We start from the raw sequence: 23,337 nt of genomic DNA on the forward strand, positions 1-23,337 counted from the left end.
AATTATCCCCCGCAATAGTGCAGGTGATTGAAATTTCTTTACAAACTGGCGCGGAAGCCAAGCTGATTGAGCATCGCCGCCGTCTCCGCATCATCGCAATGCACCTGCAGCGATGACCACTCACGACGCTCTTGATATTGCTTGCGCAGGCGATCAAACTCGCCTGGCTTTGCCGCCACTTTACGCAGTGGCGCATCGTCGCGGCGCACATCATACACCAGATGCACTAAGCGTTTTAGCGTTGGCTGATCGAGTTTGCCGCGCAGAGTGACAGAACCGAATTCAGGTGCCGGCAGCAGGCTTTCCAACGCCACCTGTTGCGGCTGGCCGATAAAGTCGCACCAGGCTTCAAACACTTGCGTGGTGCCGCGCGCTTTACCCTCCAGCGTGTAGCCAGCGATATGCGCGGTGGCGATATCGACTTTATCCAGTAAATCGAGCGACAGATCCGGCTCCGGCTCCCACACATCCAGCACCACGCTGAGATCGTGGCGCATCTTCAGCACTGCCAGCAGCGCCGCGTTATCTACCACCGCACCACGGCAGGCGTTGATCAGAATAGTGTTGGGTTTGAGCGCCATCAGCAGCGCCGCATCGGCCAGATGCCAGCTTTTATATGGGCCATCTTTAAACAGCGGCGTGTGGAAGGTCAGGATGTCGGCCTGCGCCACCAGATCATCCAGCGAATGGAAGGTTTCCTGATCGCCACGATCGGCGCGCGGCGGATCGCACAGCAGCGTTTTCACGCCCCAGGCTTGCAGACGCTTCTGCAGGCGGCCGCCAACATTCCCCACGCCAACAATGCCCACGGTGCGATCGCGCAATTCAAAACCATCGCGCTCCGCCAGCAGCAGCAGCGAGGAGAACACATACTCCACCACCGCAATGGCATTACAGCCAGGCGCCGCAGAGAAGCTGATGCCTGCCGCCGCCAGTGATGCTTCATCAATATGATCGGTGCCGGCGGTCGCGGTGCCGACAAACTTCACCGGCGTACCGGCCAGCAGCGCCGCATTCACTTTGGTGACGGAACGCACCATTAACCCGCTGGCATCCTGCAGCTCAGCTTCCGGCAGCGGACGGCCCGGCACCGCGAGCACATCGCCGGTGCGGCTGAAGAGTTCACGGGCATAAGGCATATTTTCATCGACGAGAATTTTCACTGCGGCGGTCCTGTCTGCAAAAATTTAAGGCGCGTATTTTGCCATAAAGCCGGGGATTAACCTAACCGACTGCGATAGCGATCGGGCGTGGTACCGGCCTGCTGCTGGAACATCACAATGAGCGCCGACGCCGAGCTGTAACCCAGCTCGTGAGCGATGCCCTGCACGCTGCAACCCTGCTCCAGCAGCGCGATAGCACGCAGAAAGCGTAAACGCTGCCGCCATTCGCTGAATGACATATTCAACTGCTGCTGACAGCGTCGCGCTAGCGTACGCTCGGTGGTGAACACGCGCTTCGCCCATTGTGCCAGCGTGGTGTTATCGCCGGGATGCGCTTCAAGCGCGCGCAGAATCGGCGCGAGGAATTTGTCATCTGACATCGGCAAATAGCTGTTATGCACCGGCGCCAGACGCAGGCGATCGATCAACACTTCACACATGCGCCAGTCGGCTTGCGTTTGCGGCTGCTCCAGTTCACGGCGGGCAAAATCATTCATGATGGCGTGCCCAATGGCATCGACATGCAATAAACAGGCTTTATCCGGCAGGCCCGCGCAGAGATCGGCGGCAAGATTAAAGGTGCGAAAACGCGCTTCGTTGTGGTTGTAGCTGCTGTGACGATGGCCGGCCGGAATCCAGATTGGGATATCTGCGGGCGTCAGCAGACGTTCGCCCTCCACTTCCATCTCCAGCACGTGGCTGGTGACGAAAATCACCTGGCCCCAATCATGCGCATGGGTGAGGTATTCGGTTTTGGCGTTGACCTCGTCATAGCGCATGAAGAAGCGCAGCAAAGGCGCATCAATCGGCGGCTGGTATTCGACTTGTAGATTCATTCTGTCCGGTCACTAACAAATATTGTCCGATTTTAACTATCTGCGTTAAACCGGTCAAACGTAAACTATTCGCGATTATTTGAGGAGCTGTATCATGAATTTACTGTTTCCGCTGATCGCAGTGCTGATCTGGTCGATCAACACTATCGTCAGCAAACTCTCGGCTGGAAGTATCGATCCTGCGGCGATCTCCTTCTATCGCTGGCTGCTGGCGCTGGTAGTACTAACACCGTTTTGCCTGCCGGGCGTGTGGCGCCATCGTCACACCATTAAAGCCAACGGCTGGCGATTGCTGTTCCTGGGTCTGCTTGGCATGGTGCTGTATCAAAGTCTCGCCTATTACGCGGCGCACAGCGTTTCTGCGGTGATGATGGGAATTCTCGGCGCGACCATTCCGCTGCTGACCATCCTGCTCAGTCTGGTTGTGCTGCGCCTCGCGCCGACGCGCGGCATTCTGATTGGCGGCGTGTTGTCGTTCGCCGGTTTGGTATGGCTGGTGAGCGAAGGCAACCCGGCACAGTTGCTAAATCAACGGCTCGGCAATGGCGAATTGATGATGCTGGCAGCATCGACCTCGTACGCCTTGTACGGCGTGCTGACCAAACGTTGGGCGATTCCGCTGCCGACCTGGCAAAGCCTGTATGTGCAGATTTTCTTTGGCGTGCTGCTATTGCTGCCTGGCTTCCTGCGCGCGCCGGATGTCACGCTCAACGAGCACAATCTGCCGCTGGTGCTGTATGCCGGGCTGTTTGCGTCGATCATCGCGCCGTTCCTGTGGATCCTTGGCGTGCAGCGTCTGGGCGCCAGCACCACCAGCATTTTTATGAACTTCGTACCGGCGTTTACGGCCATTATTGCCGTGATGTTCCTGCATGAGCAGCTGCATGGCTATCACTGGATTGGCGGCGGCATGACGTTAGTCGGCGTTATTCTGGCGCAACGGCTGAAAACCCCGCTGCGTAAGCCGCGCAGCGCGACCCTTCCCGATCCCGCCGCCTGACTTTATTATCCGGAAAGGCCGCAGCCCCCGTGGATTTCCTGGGGGCTTTTGCTATGATGTGGCCTCTTTTTTCCGGCGCACCCGGATCTGACCCGTTTTCAAGGATTCCGCCATGCAACCTCTCAGCGGTCCCGGTGTGCCCGCGGGCGATCGTTCCCCTTTATCTCAGGCCACTGGCCCGACGCGTCCTGGCGGTCCAGCCGGTGAGCAGCCGCTTTCTCCAGCCCAGCGCACCACGCTGGAACGTCTGATTGTTCGCATTATGTCTTTGAGTACGCTGAAAGCGCCGGAACTCTGGGCTGGCGTGCGGCATGAAGTCGGGGTGAAGAGTGAGGCGGAGCTGCAATCGCGCAACTTCCCGGCGGCGGAGCAGCATCTTAACGGTCGCTTAACCCAGGTGCAAAACAGTCTTGCTACGCGCCAGCTGCTGCAACAGCTGCTGGAAAAATTGCCGCAGGGCAATAATCGCCAGGCGGTGAGCGATTTTATTCGTCAGCAGTTTAACCAAACGGTATTGAGCGCGTTGTCGCAGGATCAGCTGCGTCAGGTGCTGACCATGCTGCAAAACGGTCAGATGGCGATCCCGCAGCCGCAGCAAACGCGCGTCTCCGATCGCAGCTTGCTGCCGGCAGAACAGCAGTCGCTGAATCAGCAGGTGACGCGCCTTGCGGCGAAAACCGGTGAATCGCCGGTGAAACTGCTGGCCGATACGCTGAAGCTGGTGAATCTGAAAAGTGGCGATCCGATTCCCTCACGCCACTTCCCGCTGCTGACGCAATATTTGCAGGTGCGCCAGACGCTGGCTCAGCACAGTGCGCCAACCTTACAGATGCTGGAAACCTCACTGCGCCAGCCGTTAACCCATGATGAGCAGCGGCTGCTGGAAGATTACAGCCAGCAACGTTTCCAGGCGCTGCCGACCACCGTGCTGACGCCAGCGCAGACGCAGGATCTGCTGAATCTGCTGTTTAGCCGCCGCGCCGAGAAACTGCACGAACAGCCGCTGGCCGATAGCGAAATTCGGCCGCAGCCCATCTGGTCGCCGTTTATCCAGATGCTGCCGCAACCGCTGGCGCAGCGCCCGGCGTTAACGCTGATTGTCGGCATCTTCCTGTTTATCTTCCTGCTGTGGCTGTTTATCTAGCAGCCACAGTTGGCAGCGGGCGTGGCGAGTGGCCACTCACCCGCTGCCGCGCCCCACGCCATCGGATGGCCATCGCGTTTCCAGAAATCCAGCCCGCCAATTAACTCTTTAACCTGAAAACCCAGCGACGCCAGCTTGAGCGCGGCTTTGGTTGAGCCGTTACAGCCGATGCCGTCGCAATAGGTGATGTAAACTTTGCTGCGATCGAGATGCGCCGTAGATTCCGCATTCATGGTGCGATGCGGAAACGAAAGTGCACCGCAAATGTGTCCAGCCTGATAAACCTCATCAGAGCGCGCATCAATCACCACGATCGCCGTGATGCCCTGCGCCAAATCCTCTGCTAAATCCCACGCATCGGTGTAGTACGCCAGTTTATGTTGCAGATACGCCACGCTCTCGCTGGCGCTAACGGGGGCAATTTTTAAGACCGCTGACATCGCATTCTCCTGTTGTGATTTCCCCGCAGTTTACGGCAAAGTGGTCTGCCTGTTGATACCACTTCCACCATAGTGATAAGACCACCGTGACCACATCATTTCTCGCGCTGTTTAGCCATCAAACTCAGGGCGGTTTACGTGAGCGACTGTGCAATACCTTGCGCCAGGCCATCGCCAATGGGCATCTACGGCATGAGCAGAAACTGCCGTCCAGCCGCCAGTTAGCCACCGACCTATCGCTGTCGCGCGTTACGGTGGAGGCGGCGTATGCGCAGCTTGAAAGTGAAGGTTATCTGCAGCGTCACGGCGGACGCGGGACGTTTGTTTCGATTCGCATGGCGTCGCCCACCAGCAAAACCTGCACCGAACGCTCACCACACTTTTCTCAGCGTGGCCTGCAGGTTTTGGCAACGGGCGGCTGTCAGGATCCGCCCTTTCCACACGCCTTTGCCGCCGGTTCACCCGAGTTACGCGCCTTCCCACATACGCAGTGGCGTCGCATCAGCAATCAGGTGCAGCGCTCGCTGGGCAGCAAAGTGATGGGTTACGGCGATCCGCTTGGATTGCCATCACTGCGGCAGGCGGTGGCGGATTATCTGGCGCTGTCACGCGGCGTGCACTGCACGGCGGAGCAAGTGGTGATCCTCACCAGCTCACAGCAGGCGCTGCAGTTGCTGGCGTTAATGTTCCTTGATACGGGTGACGAAGTGTGGCTGGAAGAGCCGGGTTATCCCGGCGCGCGCAACGCGTTTCTTGCCGCCGGTGCGCGCTGTCGCGCCATGCCGCTGGATGCAGAAGGCGCAGTGCCGCTCAGCGGCAGCGCGAAACTGGTCTATCTGACGCCGGCGCATCACTATCCCACCGGCACAGCAATGAGTCTGGCGCGGCGCTTGCAGTGGCTGGCGTGGGCACGGCAGCAGGATAGCTGGCTGATTGAGGACGATTACGACAGCGAATTTCACTACGAGGATCGCCCGGCTCCGGCGCTACAAGGATTAGCCGCGGATGGTCGGGTGATTTGCCTCGGCACTTTCTCCAAAACGCTGTTCCCGTCGCTGCGGCTGGCGTGGATGGTGGTGCCGCCACAACTGGTGGAACCATTGGGCCGCGCACGCAGCGTGATGGATGGTCACAGCGCGTTGCTGCCGCAGGCGATTTGCGCAGAGTTTCTGCAACAAGGCCATTTCGCCAGCCATTTGCGCCTGATGCGCCAACTCTATCGCAGCCGACGTGACTGCTTGCTGCAGCAGATCGAAACGCGCTTAACACCCTGGCTTGAGCCGCTGCCGGCGGCTGGCGGCTTACAGTTAGCGGTGCGGCTGATGCAAGGGGATGAAGCGCGCTTAACCGCCGAGGCGAAAAAGAGCGGATTATTGCTGCCGCGCCTGTCGCCACTTTATGCCGGTGACGTGCAGCAAGCGGGCTGGCTACTGGGCTTTGCGGCGCTGACATCCGGGGAGATTGTCAGCGCCTGCGATAAGCTGGTTACGCTGTTGTCGCAGCCCGCGCAAAGCTCCAGGTAACCAGAATGCCCAGCGCCGCACAACAGGCACCCGCAACATAGACCGAGCCGTAACCCAGCGCCGTCGCCAGTAAGCCGGTCAACGGGCCGCTGGCACCGTACGCGATATCCTGAAATGCAGAGAAACCGCCAAGCGCGGTGCCGCGAATCTGTGGCGATACGCGTTTAATCACTTCAACGCCCAGCGCCGGGAAGATCAGCGAGCAGCCGCAGCCGGTCAAAGCCGCGCCAATCAGCGCCATCCAGCCAGAAGTGGCGAACGCCAGTAGCAGCAGACCGGCGGTTTCCACCAGCAAAGAGATCATCGCTACTTTTACGCCGCCGTGACGATCCGGCAAGCCGCCAAAGAATACGCGCACCAGCACAAACGCACAGCCGAAGGCGGTCAGCGCAAAACCGGCGTTGCCCCAGTTTTCCGCAGCAAAATAGAGTGACGTAAAGGTGCCGATCACCGCAAAACCTGTGCCCTGCAGCGCCAGCGCCAGTCCCGGCTGAAAGATGGTTTTCACTACGCTAAGCAGCGATGGCCGCTCGCCGCCCACCACCGGCACTTTGCGGATCCAGCCATTTATCGCCAGCGACAGCAGCGGCAACAGCAGCGCAACCGCACCGAGAGCAGCAAAGCCGCCGTGCTGATTGATCAGCAAGCCGAGAGGTGCGCCAGCCGCCAGCGATCCATAAATCGCCATGCCGTTCCATGACATCACTAATCCGGAACGTTTGCTGCCCACCAATCCCATGCCCCAGGTCAGATTGCCGGTCAGCAGCAGGCTTTCGCCGAATCCTAACAGCAAGCGCCCCACTGCCAACAAACCAAACTTCATCCACGGAGAAACCGGTAACAACGCGGCCGCCAGATACGCCACGCCCACCAGCGCGATGGCCAGCATGCCGTGCTGAGTGGTGAGTTTCGCACCGTGTTGATCGGCTCGACGCCCGGCAAAGCTACGCGTCAACAGCGTGGCGAAGAACTGTATTCCCACCGCCACGCCTACCATCAGGTTGCTCATGCCGAGTTCATGATGGACATACAGCGGGATGACCGGTAGCGCGAGGCCAGCAGTCAGATAGGTGAGGAATACCGCAAAGGAGGTGCAGGCCAGCGGCATAACGGATTGCGTTTGCGCGTCAGCAGTCGTGGTCATGGTGGGTCGAACTCCTTGTAATAACCAGACACGCGCTTGCTGCCAAAACAGAAACGGGATATTTGGTTCACACTAAGCTAAAAGCGATAATTTTGTTTCGGATGGAGTGGGAGTGTAGGCAAGCTGAAGGTGGAATGTCAAAACAACAAGGGCCGGATAACCGGCCCTTGTGATATTGCTAGCATAATCAGGTCTCCATGAATGGCGATCCTACGGGATTATGCTGGCAACTTACGCATGATACTTACGCATGGTCAGAGTGGCGTTAGTCCCGCCGAAGCCAAAGCTGTTCGACATCACGGTGGTCAGCGCTTTATCAGTCGGTTTGGTCACGATGTTCAGACCTTTGCCCGCTTCATCCAGCTCTTCCACGTTGATGCTTGGCGCGATGAAACCGTGCTCCAGCATCAGCAAAGTGTAGATCGCTTCCTGCACGCCCGCCGCACCCAGTGAATGACCGGTCATGGCTTTAGTGGCAGACAGTGATGGGCAGTTATCGCCGAACACTTCGCGAATCGCACCCAGCTCTTTCACATCACCAACCGGCGTAGAAGTGCCGTGGGTGTTGAGGTAATCGATTGGGGTATCCAGACCTTGCATCGCCATCTTCATGCAGCGCACTGCGCCTTCGCCTGAAGGAGCTACCATGTCTGCGCCATCTGAGGTTGCGCCGTAGCCCACGATCTCAGCATAAATGTGTGCACCACGTGCCAGAGCGTGCTCCAGCTCTTCAACCACCACCATACCGCCGCCGCCGGCAATGACGAAACCGTCACGGTTGGCATCGTAAGTACGTGAGGCTTTTTCTGGCGTTTCGTTGTATTTGGTCGACAGTGCGCCCATCGCATCGAACTCACAGGCCATTTCCCAGCTCAGCTCTTCACCGCCGCCAGCAAATACAATGTCCTGTTTACCCAGCTGAATCTGCTCAACCGCGTTACCGATGCAGTGTGCAGAAGTAGCACAGGCTGAACTGATGGAGTAGTTCACGCCGTGAATTTTGAACGGGGTTGCCAGGCAAGCAGAAACGCCTGAACCCATCGCCTTGGTCACCACATAAGGACCGACCGCTTTCAGGCCGCGTGGGCTACGCATGGCGTCAGCACCAAATACCTGATAACGCGGAGAACCGCCGCCAGAACCGGCAATCAAACCCACACGTGGGTTTTGCTGATACTGTTCGTCAGTCAGGCCAGAGTCTTTGATCGCTTCGGCCATTGAAAGGTAGGCATAAATAGAGGCATCACTCATAAAACGCACGATTTTGCGATCGATGAGCCCGTTGGTATCCAGTTTGACGTTGCCCCATACGTGGCTGCGCATACCGGCATCTCTCATCTCTTCAGAGAAAGTAATACCGGAACGGCCTTCACGCAGAGAAGCCAGCACTTCTTGCTGGTTATTACCAATGCTGGAAACAATACCCAGGCCAGTAATCACTGCACGTTTCATTCAATAATCCTCGTTCCACATATTTGGATGTGGTGCACTCTAGCGTACAGTTGTAAGCCGAACAAGTCCGATCAGCCATTTCCCTTTGTAAATTTGCGTCATGTGACGTCTATCGCTAAACTCGCGCCACTGCCTGAAATATGAGCCTTTCCCGTGAAATTAACCCCGGTTGAACACGCCCAAATAAACTGGAATGAACAGGGTACACCTGTGTCCCGAGCGTTCGGCGACGTCTATTTCTCCAACGATAATGGACTGGAGGAAACGCGCTATGTGTTCCTCGATGGCAACCATATTCCGCACCGTTTTGCTGAACATTCACGCGATTTATTTATTGTCGCCGAGAGCGGTTTTGGGACTGGTCTGAACTTTCTCACCCTGTGGCAAGCCTTCGATCGCTTCCGCAATGAGCAACCCAACGCCACTTTGCAGCGTCTGCACTTCATCAGCTGCGAGAAATTCCCGCTGACGCACGCCGATCTGGTGGCTGCGCATGCCCATTGGCCGGAGCTAAAGCCGTGGGCCGAACAGCTGCAACAGCAGTGGCCGCAGGCGCTGCCGGGTTGTCAGCGCCTGCTGTTCAACGGCGGCGAAGTCACGCTGGACCTCTGGCTTGGTGATATTAACGCGCTAATTCACACCTTTGATGACAGCCTCAATCGTCAGGTGGATGCGTGGTTCCTTGATGGCTTCGCGCCGGCAAAAAATCCTGAGATGTGGACGCCAGCGCTGTTCGCCGCGATGGCGCGCCTCGCCCGGCCGGGCGGCACGCTGGCGACTTTTACCGCGTCGGGGTTTGTGCGACGCGGGTTGCAGGACGCCGGTTTCAGTATGCAGAAGCGCAAAGGCTTTGGTCACAAGCGTGAAATGCTGGTCGGCGTGCTGGAGCAAGCCGCTGCATTGCCGCACAGCCAGCCGTGGTATGCACGCCCACCGGCAGGCAGCAATAAAGTAGCGCTGATTGGCGGCGGCGTCGCCAGCGCAGTATTGGCGCTGGCGCTGCTGCGACGCGGTTGGCGCGTAACGCTCTACTGCGCCGATGACGCGCCCGCGCTGGGCGCATCCGGCAATCGTCAGGGCGCGCTCTATCCGCTGCTCAACCAGCACGATCCCGCGCTGGCCACCTTCTTCCCGGCCGCTTTTGGTTTTGCCCGACGTCTGTATGATCGGCTGCCAGTGGAGTTTGAGCATGACTGGAGCGGCGTGTTGCAGCTGGGCTGGGATGATAAAAGCGCGGAGAAAATTGCGCAGATGCTCAACATGGCACTGCCGCATGACATCGCGTACGGCGTTAATAAAGAAGAAGCGCAACAGCTGGCGGGCGTTGAACTTGATGTCGGCGGGATTTTTTATCCGCAAGGCGGCTGGCTGTCGCCTGCACAGCTGACCAGCAATCTGCTGGAGTACGCGCAATCGCGGGGATTACGCCTGCACTGGCTACATCGCATCACGCAATTAACGCGCGATGAAGATCGCTGGACGCTGCACTTTGATGAGCAGCCGCCGGTGCAGCATTCCCAAGTGGTGCTGGCGAATGGTCACGCGTTGCTGGAACTTGAGCACAGCAAAACGCTGCCGGTGTACGCGGTGGCGGGACAAGTGAGCCACGCGCCGACTAATCCGTCGTTGGGCGCGCTGCGCACCGTGCTGTGTTATGACGGCTATCTCACGCCGGTCAGCCCGAACTTCGCCACCCATTGCATCGGCGCCAGCTATCATCGCGGCGATACCGCCACAGATTTCCGCGCCGACGATCAGCAGGAGAATCGCCAACGGCTGATTAACTGTCTGCCGCAGAGCCAATGGCCGCATCAGGTTGATGTGTCCGATAACCAGGCGCGCAACGGCGTGCGCTGTGCCACGCGCGATCATCTGCCGATGAGCGGCAGCGCGCCAGATTATGAAGCGACACTCACGCAATACGCCGATCTGCCAGAACAGCGTGCGCGCGGTGCAAGCGTAGCCGATGCGCCGGTGCATAACGGTTTGTTTGTGTTGGGCGCATTAGGTTCGCGTGGTTTGTGCAGCGCACCGCTGGCGGCCGAAGTGCTGGCGGCGCAGATGAGCGGCGAACCGCAGCCGCTGGATGCAGCCACGCTGGCGGCGATGAATCCAAATCGCTATTGGGTGCGAAAACTGCTGAAGGGTAAAAAAGCGGGTCGATAATCTGCGGGGCGAGCGATCGCCCCGAGACGTTAAGCGGTTTGACGAGCCTGCAGGAACAGATTGTCCCACATGCCGGTGACCAGCGCCTGATCGCGTGGTGACAGTTCGCCAGCAGCAATGGCTTTTTGCAGGCTGTTGGTGACGTGAGTTTGCAGCGCTTCCGGCGTGTGTTCACCGCTCAGCTCAATCTCCGCCACTGCCAGGGTCAGATGACCACGCAGATAGCCGCCTGCAAACAGCTCGTCATCGCTGGCGTGATCGACCATGTCATCAATCAGGGCCAGAATGCGGGTTTCAAATTCTACGATCATCTCTTCCTCTCTTCTTATAACCTTCGCGGATTACAGATCTTCCGGCCAGGGGAATTGTGCCGCCGTCAGTGGCGGCGTGCCGTAATAATTCGTCAGTGCATCGATGAAGCGAGCTGGTCGTGCCGGAATGCCCTGCTGCAGATACGTCATCACCTGTGCATGCACTTTGCGCTGAAACGCTATGCGATCTGGCTCACAATCGCCTTCGAGATTGTCACAACTTACGTTGAAGGGAAAGCCCGCCGCCACGCAGAATAACCACTCCAGCGCCTGCGGTTTTACCTCAACCGATTCGAACTGGCTCTGCGTTTGCGCATCGCGTCCGTCCGGACAATACCAATAACCAAAATCCACCAGCTTGCGGCGCGCTTCACCGGCAATGCACCAGTGGGAAATTTCATGCAGTCCGCTGGCGTAGTAGCCATGCGCGAACACCACGCGATTCCACGGTGAGGTTTCATCCGCTGGAAGATAAATAGGTTCGTCGTCGCCTTTAATTAGACGGGTCTGAAAATCGTCAACGAAGCAGCCATCAAAGATGGTAATCAGCTGATCGTAATGGTGTGTTGTACTCATAATTTTTAATCTTAAAAAAAAACCGGCGCCATTGTCGCATTGGCAGCCGGTCTTGACGAGTGTTGGATTACAGCGTGGCCAGCCAGGCCATCAGTTCTGCGCCATGACTGTCCCATAACAATTTAGCGCTCATTACCGCAGAAACGATCACTACCATGGGGCGAATCAGTTTCTGACCACGGCTCAATACCAGCCTGGCGCCGAGGCGCGCGCCAATAAAGGCGCCGAGCAACATAATCGCGCCGGTGCCCCACACCACTTTTCCGCCGAACATAAAGAACAGCAAACTGCCAAAATTCGAGGTGAAATTTAGGATTTTGGCGTGGGCGGTGGCTTTCGCCAGATTGAAGCCGCACAGCGTAACAAAGGCCAGCGCATAGAACGAGCCGGCGCCGGGACCAAAAAAGCCATCGTAGAAGCCGACGCAGCCGCCGCCTACCAGCGCATAGGGCAAACCGTGCAGACGACGTTCGCGATCGGCTTCACCTAAACGCGGCATCAGCAGGAACCACAAACCGATGCAGATCAGCAGCAGCGGTAAGATTTGGCGCAGCACATCCGCTTGTAAGTGCTGAATCAGAATGGTGCCAGCAATCGCGCCGAGGAAGGTCATGGCGATATTCAGCCACTGCTCGCTCAGATTCACCGCACCACGTCGGATGAAATAGAGGCTGGCGGAGAACGATCCGCCGACCGATTGCAGCTTATTGGTGGCTAACGCCTGTGCTGGCGACAGCCCGGCAGCCAATAAGGAAGGCACGGTGAGTAAACCACCGCCACCGGCAATGGAGTCGATAAACGCCGCCAGCATTGCCACAAAAAACAGCACGCCGATAATCAGCGGGCTGACAACGAACCAATCCATTGAAATACCTACAGAAGATGCTTATCAAGTAAAGCCTGGCAAGACGGCGGCAATGGCGGCGGCGTTTTCTTCACCGGCGGCGTGCTGCCTGGTTTTTTCGGCAGGAACCAGCTGTCCAGCTCAGCGCCACAGCCATCGCCCGCCGGTTGAGGAGCCTGGTCTTCACACTCCAGACTGCCCGCCGGGCAACGCAGACGCACGTGCATGTGCGCGCGATGGGCAAACCACGGACGCACCTTGTTCAGCCACGCGCGATCGCTGCCAGCATCGGCACAAAGCTGCCTTTTGATTGCTGGATTGACGAAGATACGCGTCACTTCATCATCTTTCGCCGCCAGTTTAATCAGGCTATCGATTTGCGGCTGCCAGTGACGCGCAATCACCTGTTTGTCATCGGCAGAAACCAGATCGAGCGGCTGCGGCTTGAGCAACTGCTGCGCCGTCCAGCGGGTTTTCGGCAGCTGCAGCCAGATATCGACGTCTAAACCAGTTTGATGGCTGGCGTGGCCGCTGCTAAAACGTCCACCCGCCGCCATGCCCATATCGCCAATCAGCACTTGTCCCAGCTGAAGCTGATGAACCTGGGTGCTAAGACGCTGAATAAAGGCGATCAGATCGGGATGGCCGAAATAGCGGCGCTGATCCTGGCGCATCACTTGATAATTAGGTGAGTTAAGCGGCAACTGCTGCGCACCCACAATACAGCCGTTGGCGAAGCCGCCAATCGACTGCGGGCTGCCGGCAATCGGCTGATGAATTTGCTGCCACGGCGTGGCGGCAACGGCGGCCGCACTGCATAGCAGCGCGGCACAGATAATGAGCAGACGGCGCATCATCGGGTTTACCAGCGCGGAACGCTGCTGTTGACGTCACCGTTTTGCGCACGCTGGCGCAGCAGGTGATCCATCAACACAATCGCCATCATCGCTTCGGCAATCGGCACAGCGCGAATGCCGACGCAGGGATCGTGACGACCTTTGGTGATCATCTCGACTTCTTCACCCTCGCGGGTGATGGTGTTGCCTGGCACGGTGATGCTGGAGGTCGGTTTCATCGCCAGATTGGCGCTAATGGTTTGGCCGCTGCTGATGCCGCCCAGAATGCCGCCCGCGTGATTGCTCTGGAAACCGTTGGCACGGATCTCATCGCGATGTTGACTGCCGCGCTGATTGATCACCGCAAAACCGTCACCGATCTCCACGCCTTTCACCGCGTTGATGCTCATCAGCGCATGCGCTAAATCCGCATCCAGACGATCAAATACCGGCTCGCCCAGGCCCGGCGGCACGTTCTCTGCCAGCACGGTAACTTTGGCGCCGATAGAGTCACCCTCTTTTTTCAGGCCGCGCATCAGCTCATCCAGCGCTTCCAGTTTGGAGGCATCCGGGCAGAAGAACGGGTTCTCTTCCACGATGCTCCAGTCTTTCAGCTCGCAGGCCACATCGCCAATCTGCGCCAGATAGCCGCGCACCACGATGCCGTGCTTCATCTGCAGATACTTCTTGGCAATCGCCCCTGCTGCCACGCGCATCGCGGTTTCACGCGCAGAAGAGCGGCCGCCGCCACGGTAGTCGCGCAGGCCGTATTTCTGCTCGTAGGTATAATCGGCATGGCCAGGACGGAACAGATCTTTGATGGTGCCGTAATCCTGTGAACGCTGGTCGGTGTTCTCAATCAGCAAACCGATTGAGGTTCCCGTCGTCACGCCCTCAAACACGCCAGACAAAATTTTCACCTGATCCGGCTCGCGGCGCTGCGTGGTATAGCGCGAAGTGCCAGGACGACGACGATCGAGATCGTGCTGGATGTCGGCTTCCGTCAGCGGAATGCCGGGTGGCACACCGTCAACGATGCAGCCCAGCGCAATACCATGCGACTCGCCAAAAGTGGTTACGCGAAAAACTTGTCCGATGCTGTTTCCGGCCATGCTGGTTCCTTGTTGCGATGTTGCGGGCGAGCGCTCGCCCTCTTATTTAGTCTTTGTAAAATGAGAAGTGATGCTGTGCCGCCACGATTTGCTCGCGCGTCAGCATAAACACGCCGTCACCGCCGTTATCAAACTCCAGCCAGGTAAACGGAACGTCTGGATACTGATCGATCATGTGCACCATGCTGTTACCCACTTCGCAAATCAGCACGCCTTGCTCGGTGAGGTAATCCGGCGCACAGGCCAGAATGCGACGCACCAGTTTCAGGCCGTCGCTGCCCGCCGCCAGACCCAGTTCCGGCTCGTGGCGATATTCGTTCGGCAGATCGTCCATATCTTCCGCATCCACGTACGGCGGATTGGTGACGATCAGATCGTATTTCACCGGCGGCAAGTTGCGGAACAGATCGGCGCGGATTGGCGTGACGTGGTTCAGCAGGCCATGCTCTTCAATGTTCTGCTCGGCGACAGCCAGTGCATCGGTGGAGATATCGACTGCATCCACTTCCGCTTCCGGGAAGGCGTAAGCGCAGGCAATGGCGATGCAGCCGCTGCCGGTACACATATCGAGAATGTGATGAGGCGAATCGCTGATCAAACCGGCAAAGCGGTTCTCAATCAGTTCACCAATCGGTGAACGCGGCACTAATACGCGCTCATCAACGTAAAATTCGTGGCCGCAGAACCAGGCTTTGTTGGTGAGATACGCCACCGGAATGCGCTCGTTGACGCGGCGAATCACGCGCTCAACAATGCGATGACGCTCGCTGGCAGTCAGGCGCGCATTGCGCATATCTTCTGGAATATCCAGCGGCAGCCACAGCGTTGGCAGAACCAGTTGGACTGCTTCGTCCCAGGGATTATCCGTGCCGTGGCCGTACCAAATGCCTGCCGCCGAAAAACGGCTGACAGCCCAGCGCAGCATGTCCTGAATGGTGTGCAGTTCATTCACTGCCTCATCGACGAATATCTTGTCCACGTAGCCCTCCGCAGGCCATAAAATCAATCGGCCGATAGTGTGCCACGAAGCCGGGCAGAATTCAGCGCAGCGAGGCGAAAAAGCTGACATTTGTTAACAGTAACGGTTAAGGTATGCCACCGGCTGTTTAACCAGCCTTTTCTGACCCAATCACAGAGCCATGAGTAAGAAAACGCCGCTAAGCCAGGACGATCAGGAGATGTTCCGCCAGTTAATGAGTGGAACCCGCAAGCTGAAACAGGACACTATCGTGCATAAACCGGTAGTGAAAACGCGCGAAGTACCGCTTAAACGCCTGCTTTCAGAACAGGTCGATAACAGCCATTATTTTTCAGACGAGTTTCAGCCGTTGCTGTCGAGCGAAGGTCCGGTGCGCTATGTGCGGGCGGATGTCAGCCATTACGAGCAGAAGAAATTGCGTCGTGGCGATTACACGCCGGAAATTTTTCTCGATCTGCATGGCTTAACACAGATGCAGGCCAAGCAGGAGCTCGGCGCGTTGATTGCCGCCTGTCGCCGCGAACATCTGTTCTGCGCCAGCGTGATGACCGGGCACGGCAAACACATCCTCAAGCAGCAAACACCGCTGTGGCTGGCACAACATCCGCATGTGATGGCGTTTCATCAGGCACCGAAAATGTTTGGCGGCGATGCCGCACTGCTGGTGCTGATAGAGGTAGAAGAGTGGCAGCCGCCTGAATTACCGTGACGTGCCGCGCTACAAAAGGATAGGGCCGCGTTTGTAAGCGGCCCATAGAGCGGAATTACATCGCTTTAGCCAATTTTGACGGGCTGACCTGCCACTCCAGCTTGCCTTCGCAGGCCTCTGCATCAAAGTTCACACAGGCTATTGCCGAGGTCGCGAACATCGGCGGCGCTTCCTGCGGGCAGAGTTCAGACACCAGATAACCCACCAGCGGCAGATGCGAAATCACCAGCGCCGATTTAACCCCTTTTTGTGCCAGCGCCTGCAGATAGCAGGCCACCATGCCTGGATCGCCGCCCGGCGTCAGTTCCGGCAAGACATCCTGCCCTTCTGGCAATTTCAGGGTTTCGCGCACCGTGGCGAGCGTTTGCTCGGCACGCAGGTAAGGACTGACTAATACCCGATCAATTTCTGGCGTTTTGCCGTTGAGCCAGCTCGCCATCGCTCTCGATTCATCACAGCCACAGAGTGTGAGAGGTCGAACGGAATCACTCGCTGCTTCCAGAGCTGCATCGCCATGACGCATGATAAAAACTTGCATAAAGCACCGCTGTTGTTTGTCGATATCGGCCGGTACCACAGCACCAGACGCTTCATTCTGCGAATGAACGGTGTGTTTTACCCCAATGGCTTCAGTATAGTCAACCGGTTGTTTATTAAATAAGCATATCTCAGAATGGTGCCGCGCTTGCCGCTGCGCGGCCCGCTGACTAACCCGCTGAATCTGTGCGCCTATTCACGATTGTGCAGAAGTGTAAAAATTCGTTTGCTGTTCTGACATTGCGAGCAGCGCCTCACTCGGCGCAAAACGCTCGCCATGTTGCTGCATTAATGACCTTAATGCTTTGACGATATCGCCAATGCCGCGCTGATCCATATAGCGGAACGGACCGCCAAGGAACGGCGGAAAACCGATGCCAAATACCGCCGCAATATCGCCATCACGCGCGTTGCGGATCACCGCTTCATCCAGACAGCGTGCCGCTTCGTTCAGCATCATCAAGACGCAGCGCTCAGCGATCTGCGCTTCGCTCTGCCTTGCCTGCGGTTTGATATTCAGCAGTGAATAAAGGGAAGCATCGACTTTGCGTTTTCCCGGCCAGCGCGAACGTTGATAGAGGTAAAACCCTTTGTGATTTTTGCGCCCTTTTCTGCCGTCGGCCAGAATGGCGTTCGCGGCGTTGGGGGCACTGAAACGCAAACCGTAAGCCTGCTCAAGAATCGGGCTGATTTTGCTGCCGACATCAATGCCCACTTCATCCAGCAGCTGCAGCGGCCCAACCGGGAAACCAAACTTGACCAGAGCGCGATCGATATGCTCAATCGGCTCACCTTCCTGCAAGCAGTGCATCGCTTCATTTATATAGGGCGCGAGAATGCGGTTAACGTAAAAGCCGGGACGATCCGCCACCACCACCGCCGTTTTGCCCTGCTGACGCGCCAGCTGTACCGTATTTGCCAGCGTTTGCGCCGAGGTATTGGCGTGAGGAATCACCTCCACCAGCGGCATTTTGTCCACAGGACTGAAGAAATGCAGACCGATTACGTTTTCAGGCCGCTGGGCTTTGGCTGCGATATCAGCAATTGGCAGCGACGAAGTATTGGAGGCGAAAATGGTGTGCGGCTGGCAATGGCTTTCGATTTCGCTGACCATCTGCTGCTTGAGCGCCAGATCCTCAAATACTGCTTCAATCACCAGATCGCGCTGGCTGAATCCCTGATAATCGGTGCCGCCGCTGATGCGCGCCATCTGCTGCTGACGTTCGGCGGCTTTTAGCTGTCGCATCTTCACCTTGTTGCTCAGCAGATCCCAGCTGTATTGCAGCGCATGATTCACGCCGACCAGATTGATGTCCTTAATGCGCACCGGCAAACCGGCTTTCAGCGCCGTAACGCTGGCGATGCCGCCGCCCATCAAACCGCCGCCGAGCACGCCAATCTGCTTCAGCACTTGCGGCTCGACACTGGCCATCGACTCCTTCTTTAAGGCCGTTGAGGCGAAGAACAAACTGCGCAGCGCGGCCGATTCTGGCGTCATCACCAGTTGGCCAAAGGCGCGCGCTTCCGCTTCATGCCCGGCGCTGCTGCCCTGCTCCAGACCGATGCGCACCACGTCAAGAATGCGCTGGGCCGCTGGATAGTTGCCCTGGGTTTTGCTGTGAGTCTGCCGCTGCGCCAGCGATAACAGCACCTGACGCGCGATTGGTCCCTGCAGCAAACGATCGCGGCGCGAAAGCTCCCGGCGCGCGCCTTTTCCTTTATGTACGCGCGCAATCGCCGTTTCCAGCAGAATTGATTGCGGCACCGCGTCATCGACAATCCCCAGCTTGAGCGCCTGTTTAGCGCGCAGCTGTTTGCCGGTAAGGATCAGCGGCAGCGCCTGCTGTACGCCAATCAGGCGCGGCAAACGTTGTGTACCGCCAGAACCCGGCAGCAGACCGAGCTGTACTTCCGGCAAACCGAGGCGCGTTTTGTCATCCAGCGAACAGATGCGCGCATCGCAGGCCAGCGCCAGTTCCAGACCGCCGCCGAGGCAGGCACCGTGAATCGCCGCCACTACCGGAAACGGCAGCGCGGCAATCATCGCCATCACATCTTGTCCCTGCTTTGCCAGCGCCTCAGCTTCCTGCGCCGTTTTGCAGTTGGCGATCATGCTGATATCCGCACCAGCAACAAAGTTGTCTGGCTTGCCGGAGATCAACACTAATCCAGCCAACTGCTGATGGCTGCGCGCTTCGTCCAGCACCGCTTTGATCTGCGGCACAAACTCGGCCTTCAGCGTGTTCATCTTCTCGCCCGGCACATCGATGGTGATCACACCGACGTGGTCGAGGCGCATGTGTAAATGAAAGGCGGATTCACTCATTATTCGGCCTCCAAAACCATTGCCGTGCCCAGGCCGCCCGCCGCGCAGGCGGTGACCAATCCCAATCCGCCACCGCGCCGCCGCAGTTCCTGCAGCGTTTGCGTGATCATGCGTGCGCCAGTGGCGGCAAACGGATGACCATAAGCAATCGATCCGCCAAGCACGTTAAAGCGTTCTTCATTGACTTCACCTAACGCATGCGGACGATTCAGCACCTCGCGCGCAAAGCGTTCGTCACGGAACATTTTCAGGTTGGCTAAGGTTTGTGCGGCAAAGGCTTCGTGCATATCAATCAGCGTCAGATCGTTGAGCGTGATGCCGGCGCGCTCCAGCGCCAGCGGCGAGGCGTAGGCCGGTCCAAGCAGCATATCCTGCCAGACATCAATCGCCGTAAAAGCATAGCTGCGCAGATAGCCGAGCGGCTGAATGCCGAGTTCGCGCGCGCGCCCTTCACGCATCAGGATCACCGCTGCGGCACCATCGGTCAGCGGCGTGCTGTTGGCGGCGGTCACCGAACCGTGGCGACGATCAAACGCCGGGCGCAGTTTGGCGTAATCGGCGGCGCTGGCGTTGAAGCGAATATTGTTGTCCTGCTCGATGGGCGCTTTCCACGGCGGCACAAATGCGGGCATCACTTCCTGGCTTAACACGCCCGATTGCCAGGCGCGCGCCGCATGCTGGTGCGAACGCAGCGCTAACGCGTCCTGCTGTTCACGCGTGATGCCGTGACTTTTCGCCATCTGCTCGGCGGTATCACCCATGCGTAATCCGGTGGAATACTCCGCTACCGCCGGTGGCACCGGCAACAGATCGCGCGGGCGCAAACGACGCAGGATGCTGAGTTTTTGACTAAAGCTGCGCGCTTTGTTGAGATCCACCAGCGCACGCGCCAGAGTTTTACTGACGCCAATCGGCAGCACCGAGGATGAATCCGCGCCACCGGCAATGCCGGCATCGATGGTGCCCGCCATCAAACTTTCCGCTACGTTTGCCACCGCCTGAAAACTGGTGGCGCAGGCGCGGCTAACGCTATAGGCATCGGTGTGCACGCCTAATCCGCTGCTCAGAACAATTTCACGCGCAATATTGGGCGCTTCCGGCATCTGCACCACCTGGCCAAACACCAGTTGATCGATAATCTCGACCGGTAATTCGCTGCGCGCCATCAGTTCGCTGATCACCATGCGCCCCAGCTCCAGCGCGGGAATGCCGTGGAAATCGGTCGCCTGACGGGCAAAAGGGGTGCGTAATCCGTGGGTTATGGCGATACGTTCGCCCTGACGCGTCAGCAGCGGCTGCGCTTTGCTCATTGCAATCACCTGTATTTTTCGACCGGGGCATCATTGCCAAACAGGTCTGACCTGATCATCAGTGTTAACTAAGTGTTGCTAAGTAGCCAATAAGCAGAGGAAAAAAGTGCGAGGGAATACACGAAAATGAGTTAAGGCTGCCGAAGGGGTTTCGGCAGCGGCATGATTAGCGTAGGCCGAGCTGGAAAATCAGGGTTTCGGCCTGGCAGGCAAAGGTGAAGTCGATAGACAGGCGCACCGCGTCGCCTTCATTGGCAAAATCCGCGCGAATATCGCAAGGATCGGATTCCACCTGACGCGCGCGCTCAGTCAAATGCGCCAGCATCGCTTCCGCCGCATGACGATCGGCAAACACGCCAGACCAGCTTGCGGTGCAATCGGTGTTATCCATCACGGTTCCCACATCGACACAGCAGCAGGCCGCCGTTTCGTTGGCATTACACTTTTTAATGGCATCAGTCATGATTCTCTCCTGACGATAATTTCAACGTAATCGGATTATTTTCTGCCGCAAAGTGTACGCCTGCTGCGTTTTCACATCCACGATCAAGCCGCTAAGTGACGAATATCACACTAAAAATTGATCCACAGCAAAATTGAACGCTATGTTTAAGTCGAACCGCTAAGATTTTGTTAAGCAGATCTGATTTTATCGATCAAATCAGAAATATTTAAAAAACAATATTGCAACAAATACACAGGTCGGACCTATACTCGTCGCACTGGTCTGATATGTGGTTTTGCCATCAGTCCCTACAATTCGCCGCTCTTTGTTACGCGACGTAACAACGTTAAATAATAAATCTGGATGAGGTTGTGGTCATGAACCATAAAAACCTGTTTGCAAAGTCAGCTGTGGCAGCTGCAGTAACGCTCGTCTGTTCTCATGTTTACGCCGCGGGCTTTCAACTGAATGAATTCTCAGCAATTGGTTTAGGTCGTGCATATTCCGGCGAAGGTGCGATGGGTGATACCGCCGCCTCTGCCAGCCGTAACCCGGCAACCATGGCATTAATGGATCGCCCTTCTTTCTCTATCGGCGCGGTTTATATTGATCCCGAAGTGGATATTAGCGGTCAGAGCCCGACAGGTCGCAGCCTCGATGCCAAAAATATCGCCCCAAATCAGTGGATCCCTAATCTTCACTATGTGCACCCAATTAACGATCAGTGGTGGATTGGTGCATCTGCGACCTCAAACTATGGTTTAGCAACCGAATTTAATGACGGCTATACCGCAGGTGGTTATGGCGGCAAAACCGACCTGATGACCGGTAATTTTAATATCAGCACCGCTTATCGACTGAATGAGAATTTCAGCTTCGGTATCGGCTTTGATGCGGTCTACGCAAAAGCGAAAATTGAGCGTTATGCCGGTGAAGCAGGTGCTGTGGCAGGATTGCCAGCCGATACCCAGATTGCGCATTTAAAAGGTGATGAATGGGGTTACGGCTGGAACGCCGGCATCCTGTACGAAGTGGATAAAAATAACCGCTTTGGCTTTACCTACCGCTCAGAAGTAAAAGTCGACTTTGACGGTGACTACAAGAGCAACATCCCCACCGCCTTTAACGGTACCCCGCAGGCACTGGCTTTAGGCCTGCCTTACGGCACCAGCGGCACCACAATTCCGGGTTCTCTGACTTTGAATCTGCCAGAGATGTGGGAAGTGTCAGGCTGGCATAAAGTGGCGCCGCAATGGGCGGTTCACTATAGCCTGACTTATACCAGCTGGAGTCAATTCCAGGAGTTGAAAGCCACCGGCAGCAATGGCCAGACGCTGTTCTATAAGGATGAAAGTTTCCACGATGCCTACCGTATCGCGTTGGGTACCACTTACTTCTACGATGATAACTGGACCTTCCGTACCGGCATCGCCTTTGATGACAGCCCGGTTCCGGCCGATAAGCGTTCTATCTCTATTCCGGATCAGGATCGTCTGTGGCTGAGTGCCGGTGCGTCTTACGCCTTCAATGAAGATGCTTCTGTCGACCTGGGTATTTCTTACATGCACGGTCAGAAAGTCACCGTGAAAGAAGGCCCGTATACCTTTAACTCTGAAGGTAAAGCCTGGCTGTACGGCGCGAACTTTAACTACAAGTTCTGATACGTAGCTTGATAAAAAAAGGCGACTCATTGAGTCGCCTTTTTGTTTTATTCAGAATCAATATCTTTCAGATCGTCCTGAATCGCACTGGCGTTCGGATTATCTTCCGGCTTCAGCTTACCGCCGTTGGCAATAAAGTCATGTCGCTGGAAGTAGGCATTACGAATAAAGGCGTACGGATCTTGCTGCTGACGCAAAATGGCGTCCGAATCCAGCAACTGCGCACGGGTTTCAATCCCTTCCAGCGTCCATTTACCTACCGAGATCGGCCAGCTCAACCAGCTTAAGACCGGATAGAGCGTATCAACGAAATCACCGCCATCTTCACGGATGGTGAAGCTACCGTAGGCCGGCAATTCAACATACGGGCCGTAACCGACGCCATAACGTCCCAGCGTGCTACCAAAGCGATGCGGCACTTCACGCGCCAGTGCCGGATTGGCTTTGCCCGCCACGTCGATAAAGCCACCCAGCCCTAACACGGTGTTCAGGAAGAAGCGGGTAAAGTGGATGCCTGCCTGGCGCGGTTCACCCACCAGAATGGCGTTGACCATGCTGGCGGGCTCTTCAACGTTGGATAACACATTACTGATGCCGCTACGTGCCGGCATCGGCACATAATCGCGCCAGGCGACTGCCACCGGACGCAGAACATACGGATCCAGCACGTTGTAGTTGAAGTTAAACATCGTGCGGTTAAAGCCTTCCAGCGGATCGCTGCGCTGCGCAGGTTCCGTATTTTCAGCCGGTTTTGAGCTGGCACAACCCACCAGCAGTAAGCTGGCTAGCGCCAAACCGGTCAGGCGGTTATTCATTCTTCTCT

General features: G+C 57.1%; 22 protein-coding genes. 6 read left to right on the forward strand and 16 right to left on the reverse strand.

Features of this window, described 5'->3' with window-relative positions:
* Positions 1 to 38 precede the first annotated feature (38 nt).
* Both pdxB and PO881_RS13265 read right to left on the reverse strand, forming a co-directional pair.
* Positions 39 to 1,163 carry a 4-phosphoerythronate dehydrogenase PdxB gene (gene pdxB / locus PO881_RS13260; RefSeq protein ID WP_277973848.1) on the reverse strand — a complete coding sequence of 375 codons (1,125 nt, stop codon included), beginning with the start codon at positions 1,161 to 1,163 and terminating at the stop codon, positions 39 to 41.
* A gap of 56 nt (positions 1,164 to 1,219) precedes the next feature.
* Positions 1,220 to 1,999 carry a helix-turn-helix transcriptional regulator gene (locus tag PO881_RS13265; protein ID WP_192411461.1) on the reverse strand — a complete coding sequence of 260 codons (780 nt, stop codon included), beginning with the start codon at positions 1,997 to 1,999 and terminating at the stop codon, positions 1,220 to 1,222.
* Positions 2,000 to 2,093: 94 nt separating this feature from the next.
* Between PO881_RS13265 and PO881_RS13270 the strand changes: the two genes are divergently transcribed.
* A complete protein-coding gene (locus PO881_RS13270; RefSeq protein WP_137386208.1) occupies positions 2,094 to 2,999 on the forward strand; it encodes an EamA family transporter in 906 nt (301 codons plus the stop codon).
* Positions 3,000 to 3,111: 112 nt separating this feature from the next.
* Entirely contained in the window at positions 3,112 to 4,143 is a 1,032-nt protein-coding gene (gene flk / locus PO881_RS13275; protein WP_280171907.1) for a flagella biosynthesis regulator Flk, read from the forward strand.
* Here the strand turns inward: flk and PO881_RS13280 are convergent.
* On the reverse strand, positions 4,140 to 4,583 hold the full coding sequence (locus tag PO881_RS13280; protein ID WP_210081323.1) for a rhodanese-like domain-containing protein: 444 nt from the start codon (positions 4,581 to 4,583) through the stop codon (positions 4,140 to 4,142). The two genes, flk and PO881_RS13280, sit on opposite strands and share 4 nt — an antisense overlap.
* A gap of 86 nt (positions 4,584 to 4,669) precedes the next feature.
* Here PO881_RS13280 and PO881_RS13285 point away from each other — a divergent pair, with 86 nt between their 5' ends.
* Positions 4,670 to 6,106, forward strand: a complete 1,437-nt coding sequence (locus PO881_RS13285) for a PLP-dependent aminotransferase family protein (protein ID WP_280171908.1) — start codon at positions 4,670 to 4,672, stop codon at positions 6,104 to 6,106.
* Here PO881_RS13285 and PO881_RS13290 read toward each other — a convergent pair.
* On the reverse strand, positions 6,069 to 7,250 hold the full coding sequence (locus PO881_RS13290; RefSeq protein WP_110866553.1) for an MFS transporter: 1,182 nt from the start codon (positions 7,248 to 7,250) through the stop codon (positions 6,069 to 6,071). The genes PO881_RS13285 and PO881_RS13290 overlap by 38 nt on opposite strands.
* 231 nt (positions 7,251 to 7,481) lie before the next feature.
* The gene (gene fabB, locus PO881_RS13295) at positions 7,482 to 8,702 is read right to left on the reverse strand and encodes a beta-ketoacyl-ACP synthase I (protein WP_101763628.1); all 1,221 of its coding nucleotides are present in this window, start codon (positions 8,700 to 8,702) and stop codon (positions 7,482 to 7,484) included.
* 153 nt (positions 8,703 to 8,855) lie between these two features.
* On the opposite strand from fabB, the gene mnmC reads away from it, so the two are divergent.
* Positions 8,856 to 10,868 carry a bifunctional tRNA (5-methylaminomethyl-2-thiouridine)(34)-methyltransferase MnmD/FAD-dependent 5-carboxymethylaminomethyl-2-thiouridine(34) oxidoreductase MnmC gene (mnmC, locus tag PO881_RS13300; RefSeq protein WP_280171909.1) on the forward strand — a complete coding sequence of 671 codons (2,013 nt, stop codon included), beginning with the start codon at positions 8,856 to 8,858 and terminating at the stop codon, positions 10,866 to 10,868.
* Positions 10,869 to 10,897: 29 nt separating this feature from the next.
* Here the strand turns inward: mnmC and PO881_RS13305 are convergent, their stop codons facing one another.
* From PO881_RS13305 to prmB, 6 genes are all read right to left on the reverse strand, one after another.
* Positions 10,898 to 11,179, reverse strand: coding sequence for a YfcL family protein (locus PO881_RS13305; protein ID WP_008101252.1), 282 nt, complete (start codon positions 11,177 to 11,179; stop codon positions 10,898 to 10,900).
* A gap of 30 nt (positions 11,180 to 11,209) precedes the next feature.
* A complete protein-coding gene (locus PO881_RS13310; protein ID WP_101763626.1) occupies positions 11,210 to 11,755 on the reverse strand; it encodes an elongation factor P hydroxylase in 546 nt (181 codons plus the stop codon).
* 67 nt (positions 11,756 to 11,822) lie between these two features.
* The gene (locus tag PO881_RS13315; protein WP_192411455.1) at positions 11,823 to 12,620 is read right to left on the reverse strand and encodes a sulfite exporter TauE/SafE family protein; all 798 of its coding nucleotides are present in this window, start codon (positions 12,618 to 12,620) and stop codon (positions 11,823 to 11,825) included.
* Positions 12,621 to 12,628: 8 nt separating this feature from the next.
* Positions 12,629 to 13,453, reverse strand: coding sequence for a penicillin-insensitive murein endopeptidase (gene mepA, locus PO881_RS13320; protein WP_137386899.1), 825 nt, complete (start codon positions 13,451 to 13,453; stop codon positions 12,629 to 12,631).
* A gap of 8 nt (positions 13,454 to 13,461) precedes the next feature.
* The gene (gene aroC, locus PO881_RS13325) at positions 13,462 to 14,547 is read right to left on the reverse strand and encodes a chorismate synthase (protein ID WP_101763624.1); all 1,086 of its coding nucleotides are present in this window, start codon (positions 14,545 to 14,547) and stop codon (positions 13,462 to 13,464) included.
* Between the two features lie 46 nt (positions 14,548 to 14,593).
* Entirely contained in the window at positions 14,594 to 15,526 is a 933-nt protein-coding gene (gene prmB, locus PO881_RS13330) for a 50S ribosomal protein L3 N(5)-glutamine methyltransferase (protein ID WP_110866547.1), read from the reverse strand.
* A 160-nt stretch (positions 15,527 to 15,686) separates the two neighbouring features.
* Here prmB and smrB point away from each other — a divergent pair, with 160 nt between their 5' ends.
* On the forward strand, positions 15,687 to 16,235 hold the full coding sequence (gene smrB / locus PO881_RS13335) for an endonuclease SmrB (RefSeq protein WP_101763622.1): 549 nt from the start codon (positions 15,687 to 15,689) through the stop codon (positions 16,233 to 16,235).
* Between the two features lie 55 nt (positions 16,236 to 16,290).
* On the opposite strand, the gene sixA is transcribed toward smrB, so the two are convergent.
* The 4 genes from sixA to PO881_RS13355 form a co-directional block, all read right to left on the reverse strand.
* The gene (gene sixA, locus PO881_RS13340) at positions 16,291 to 16,773 is read right to left on the reverse strand and encodes a phosphohistidine phosphatase SixA (protein WP_101763719.1); all 483 of its coding nucleotides are present in this window, start codon (positions 16,771 to 16,773) and stop codon (positions 16,291 to 16,293) included.
* A gap of 195 nt (positions 16,774 to 16,968) precedes the next feature.
* Positions 16,969 to 19,098 (reverse strand): fatty acid oxidation complex subunit alpha FadJ, encoded by a 2,130-nt coding sequence (gene fadJ, locus PO881_RS13345; RefSeq protein WP_277973851.1) that lies wholly within the window; start codon positions 19,096 to 19,098, stop codon positions 16,969 to 16,971.
* Entirely contained in the window at positions 19,098 to 20,408 is a 1,311-nt protein-coding gene (gene fadI, locus PO881_RS13350) for an acetyl-CoA C-acyltransferase FadI (protein ID WP_137386218.1), read from the reverse strand. Before fadI ends, fadJ begins: the two co-directional genes overlap by 1 nt.
* 166 nt (positions 20,409 to 20,574) lie before the next feature.
* The gene (locus PO881_RS13355) at positions 20,575 to 20,871 is read right to left on the reverse strand and encodes a YfcZ/YiiS family protein (protein ID WP_101763619.1); all 297 of its coding nucleotides are present in this window, start codon (positions 20,869 to 20,871) and stop codon (positions 20,575 to 20,577) included.
* 359 nt (positions 20,872 to 21,230) lie between these two features.
* Here PO881_RS13355 and fadL point away from each other — a divergent pair, with 359 nt between their 5' ends.
* Positions 21,231 to 22,514 (forward strand): long-chain fatty acid transporter FadL, encoded by a 1,284-nt coding sequence (gene fadL / locus PO881_RS13360; protein WP_101763618.1) that lies wholly within the window; start codon positions 21,231 to 21,233, stop codon positions 22,512 to 22,514.
* Positions 22,515 to 22,561: 47 nt separating this feature from the next.
* Here the strand turns inward: fadL and mlaA are convergent, their stop codons facing one another.
* Positions 22,562 to 23,329: a phospholipid-binding lipoprotein MlaA gene (gene mlaA / locus PO881_RS13365; protein WP_280171910.1), complete on the reverse strand. Its 768-nt coding sequence runs from the start codon at positions 23,327 to 23,329 to the stop codon at positions 22,562 to 22,564.
* Between the last annotated feature and the right edge of the window lie 8 nt (positions 23,330 to 23,337).

Source organism: Pantoea sp. SS70, from assembly GCF_029866845.1.
GTDB lineage: Bacteria > Pseudomonadota > Gammaproteobacteria > Enterobacterales > Enterobacteriaceae > Pantoea > Pantoea leporis.

Coding starts and splice junctions, on each gene's coding strand:
- PO881_RS13265 (WP_192411461.1), bottom strand. CDS start 1,999: ATGAATCTACAAGTCGAATACCAGCCGCCGATTGATGCGCCTTTGCTG.
- PO881_RS13270 (WP_137386208.1), top strand. CDS start 2,094: ATGAATTTACTGTTTCCGCTGATCGCAGTGCTGATCTGGTCGATCAAC.
- flk (WP_280171907.1), top strand. CDS start 3,112: ATGCAACCTCTCAGCGGTCCCGGTGTGCCCGCGGGCGATCGTTCCCCT.
- PO881_RS13280 (WP_210081323.1), bottom strand. CDS start 4,583: ATGTCAGCGGTCTTAAAAATTGCCCCCGTTAGCGCCAGCGAGAGCGTG.
- PO881_RS13290 (WP_110866553.1), bottom strand. CDS start 7,250: ATGACCACGACTGCTGACGCGCAAACGCAATCCGTTATGCCGCTGGCC.
- fabB (WP_101763628.1), bottom strand. CDS start 8,702: ATGAAACGTGCAGTGATTACTGGCCTGGGTATTGTTTCCAGCATTGGT.
- PO881_RS13305 (WP_008101252.1), bottom strand. CDS start 11,179: ATGATCGTAGAATTTGAAACCCGCATTCTGGCCCTGATTGATGACATG.
- PO881_RS13310 (WP_101763626.1), bottom strand. CDS start 11,755: ATGAGTACAACACACCATTACGATCAGCTGATTACCATCTTTGATGGC.
- PO881_RS13315 (WP_192411455.1), bottom strand. CDS start 12,620: ATGGATTGGTTCGTTGTCAGCCCGCTGATTATCGGCGTGCTGTTTTTT.
- mepA (WP_137386899.1), bottom strand. CDS start 13,453: ATGCGCCGTCTGCTCATTATCTGTGCCGCGCTGCTATGCAGTGCGGCC.
- aroC (WP_101763624.1), bottom strand. CDS start 14,547: ATGGCCGGAAACAGCATCGGACAAGTTTTTCGCGTAACCACTTTTGGC.
- smrB (WP_101763622.1), top strand. CDS start 15,687: ATGAGTAAGAAAACGCCGCTAAGCCAGGACGATCAGGAGATGTTCCGC.
- sixA (WP_101763719.1), bottom strand. CDS start 16,773: ATGCAAGTTTTTATCATGCGTCATGGCGATGCAGCTCTGGAAGCAGCG.
- fadJ (WP_277973851.1), bottom strand. CDS start 19,098: ATGAGTGAATCCGCCTTTCATTTACACATGCGCCTCGACCACGTCGGT.
- fadI (WP_137386218.1), bottom strand. CDS start 20,408: ATGAGCAAAGCGCAGCCGCTGCTGACGCGTCAGGGCGAACGTATCGCC.
- PO881_RS13355 (WP_101763619.1), bottom strand. CDS start 20,871: ATGACTGATGCCATTAAAAAGTGTAATGCCAACGAAACGGCGGCCTGC.
- fadL (WP_101763618.1), top strand. CDS start 21,231: ATGAACCATAAAAACCTGTTTGCAAAGTCAGCTGTGGCAGCTGCAGTA.
- mlaA (WP_280171910.1), bottom strand. CDS start 23,329: ATGAATAACCGCCTGACCGGTTTGGCGCTAGCCAGCTTACTGCTGGTG.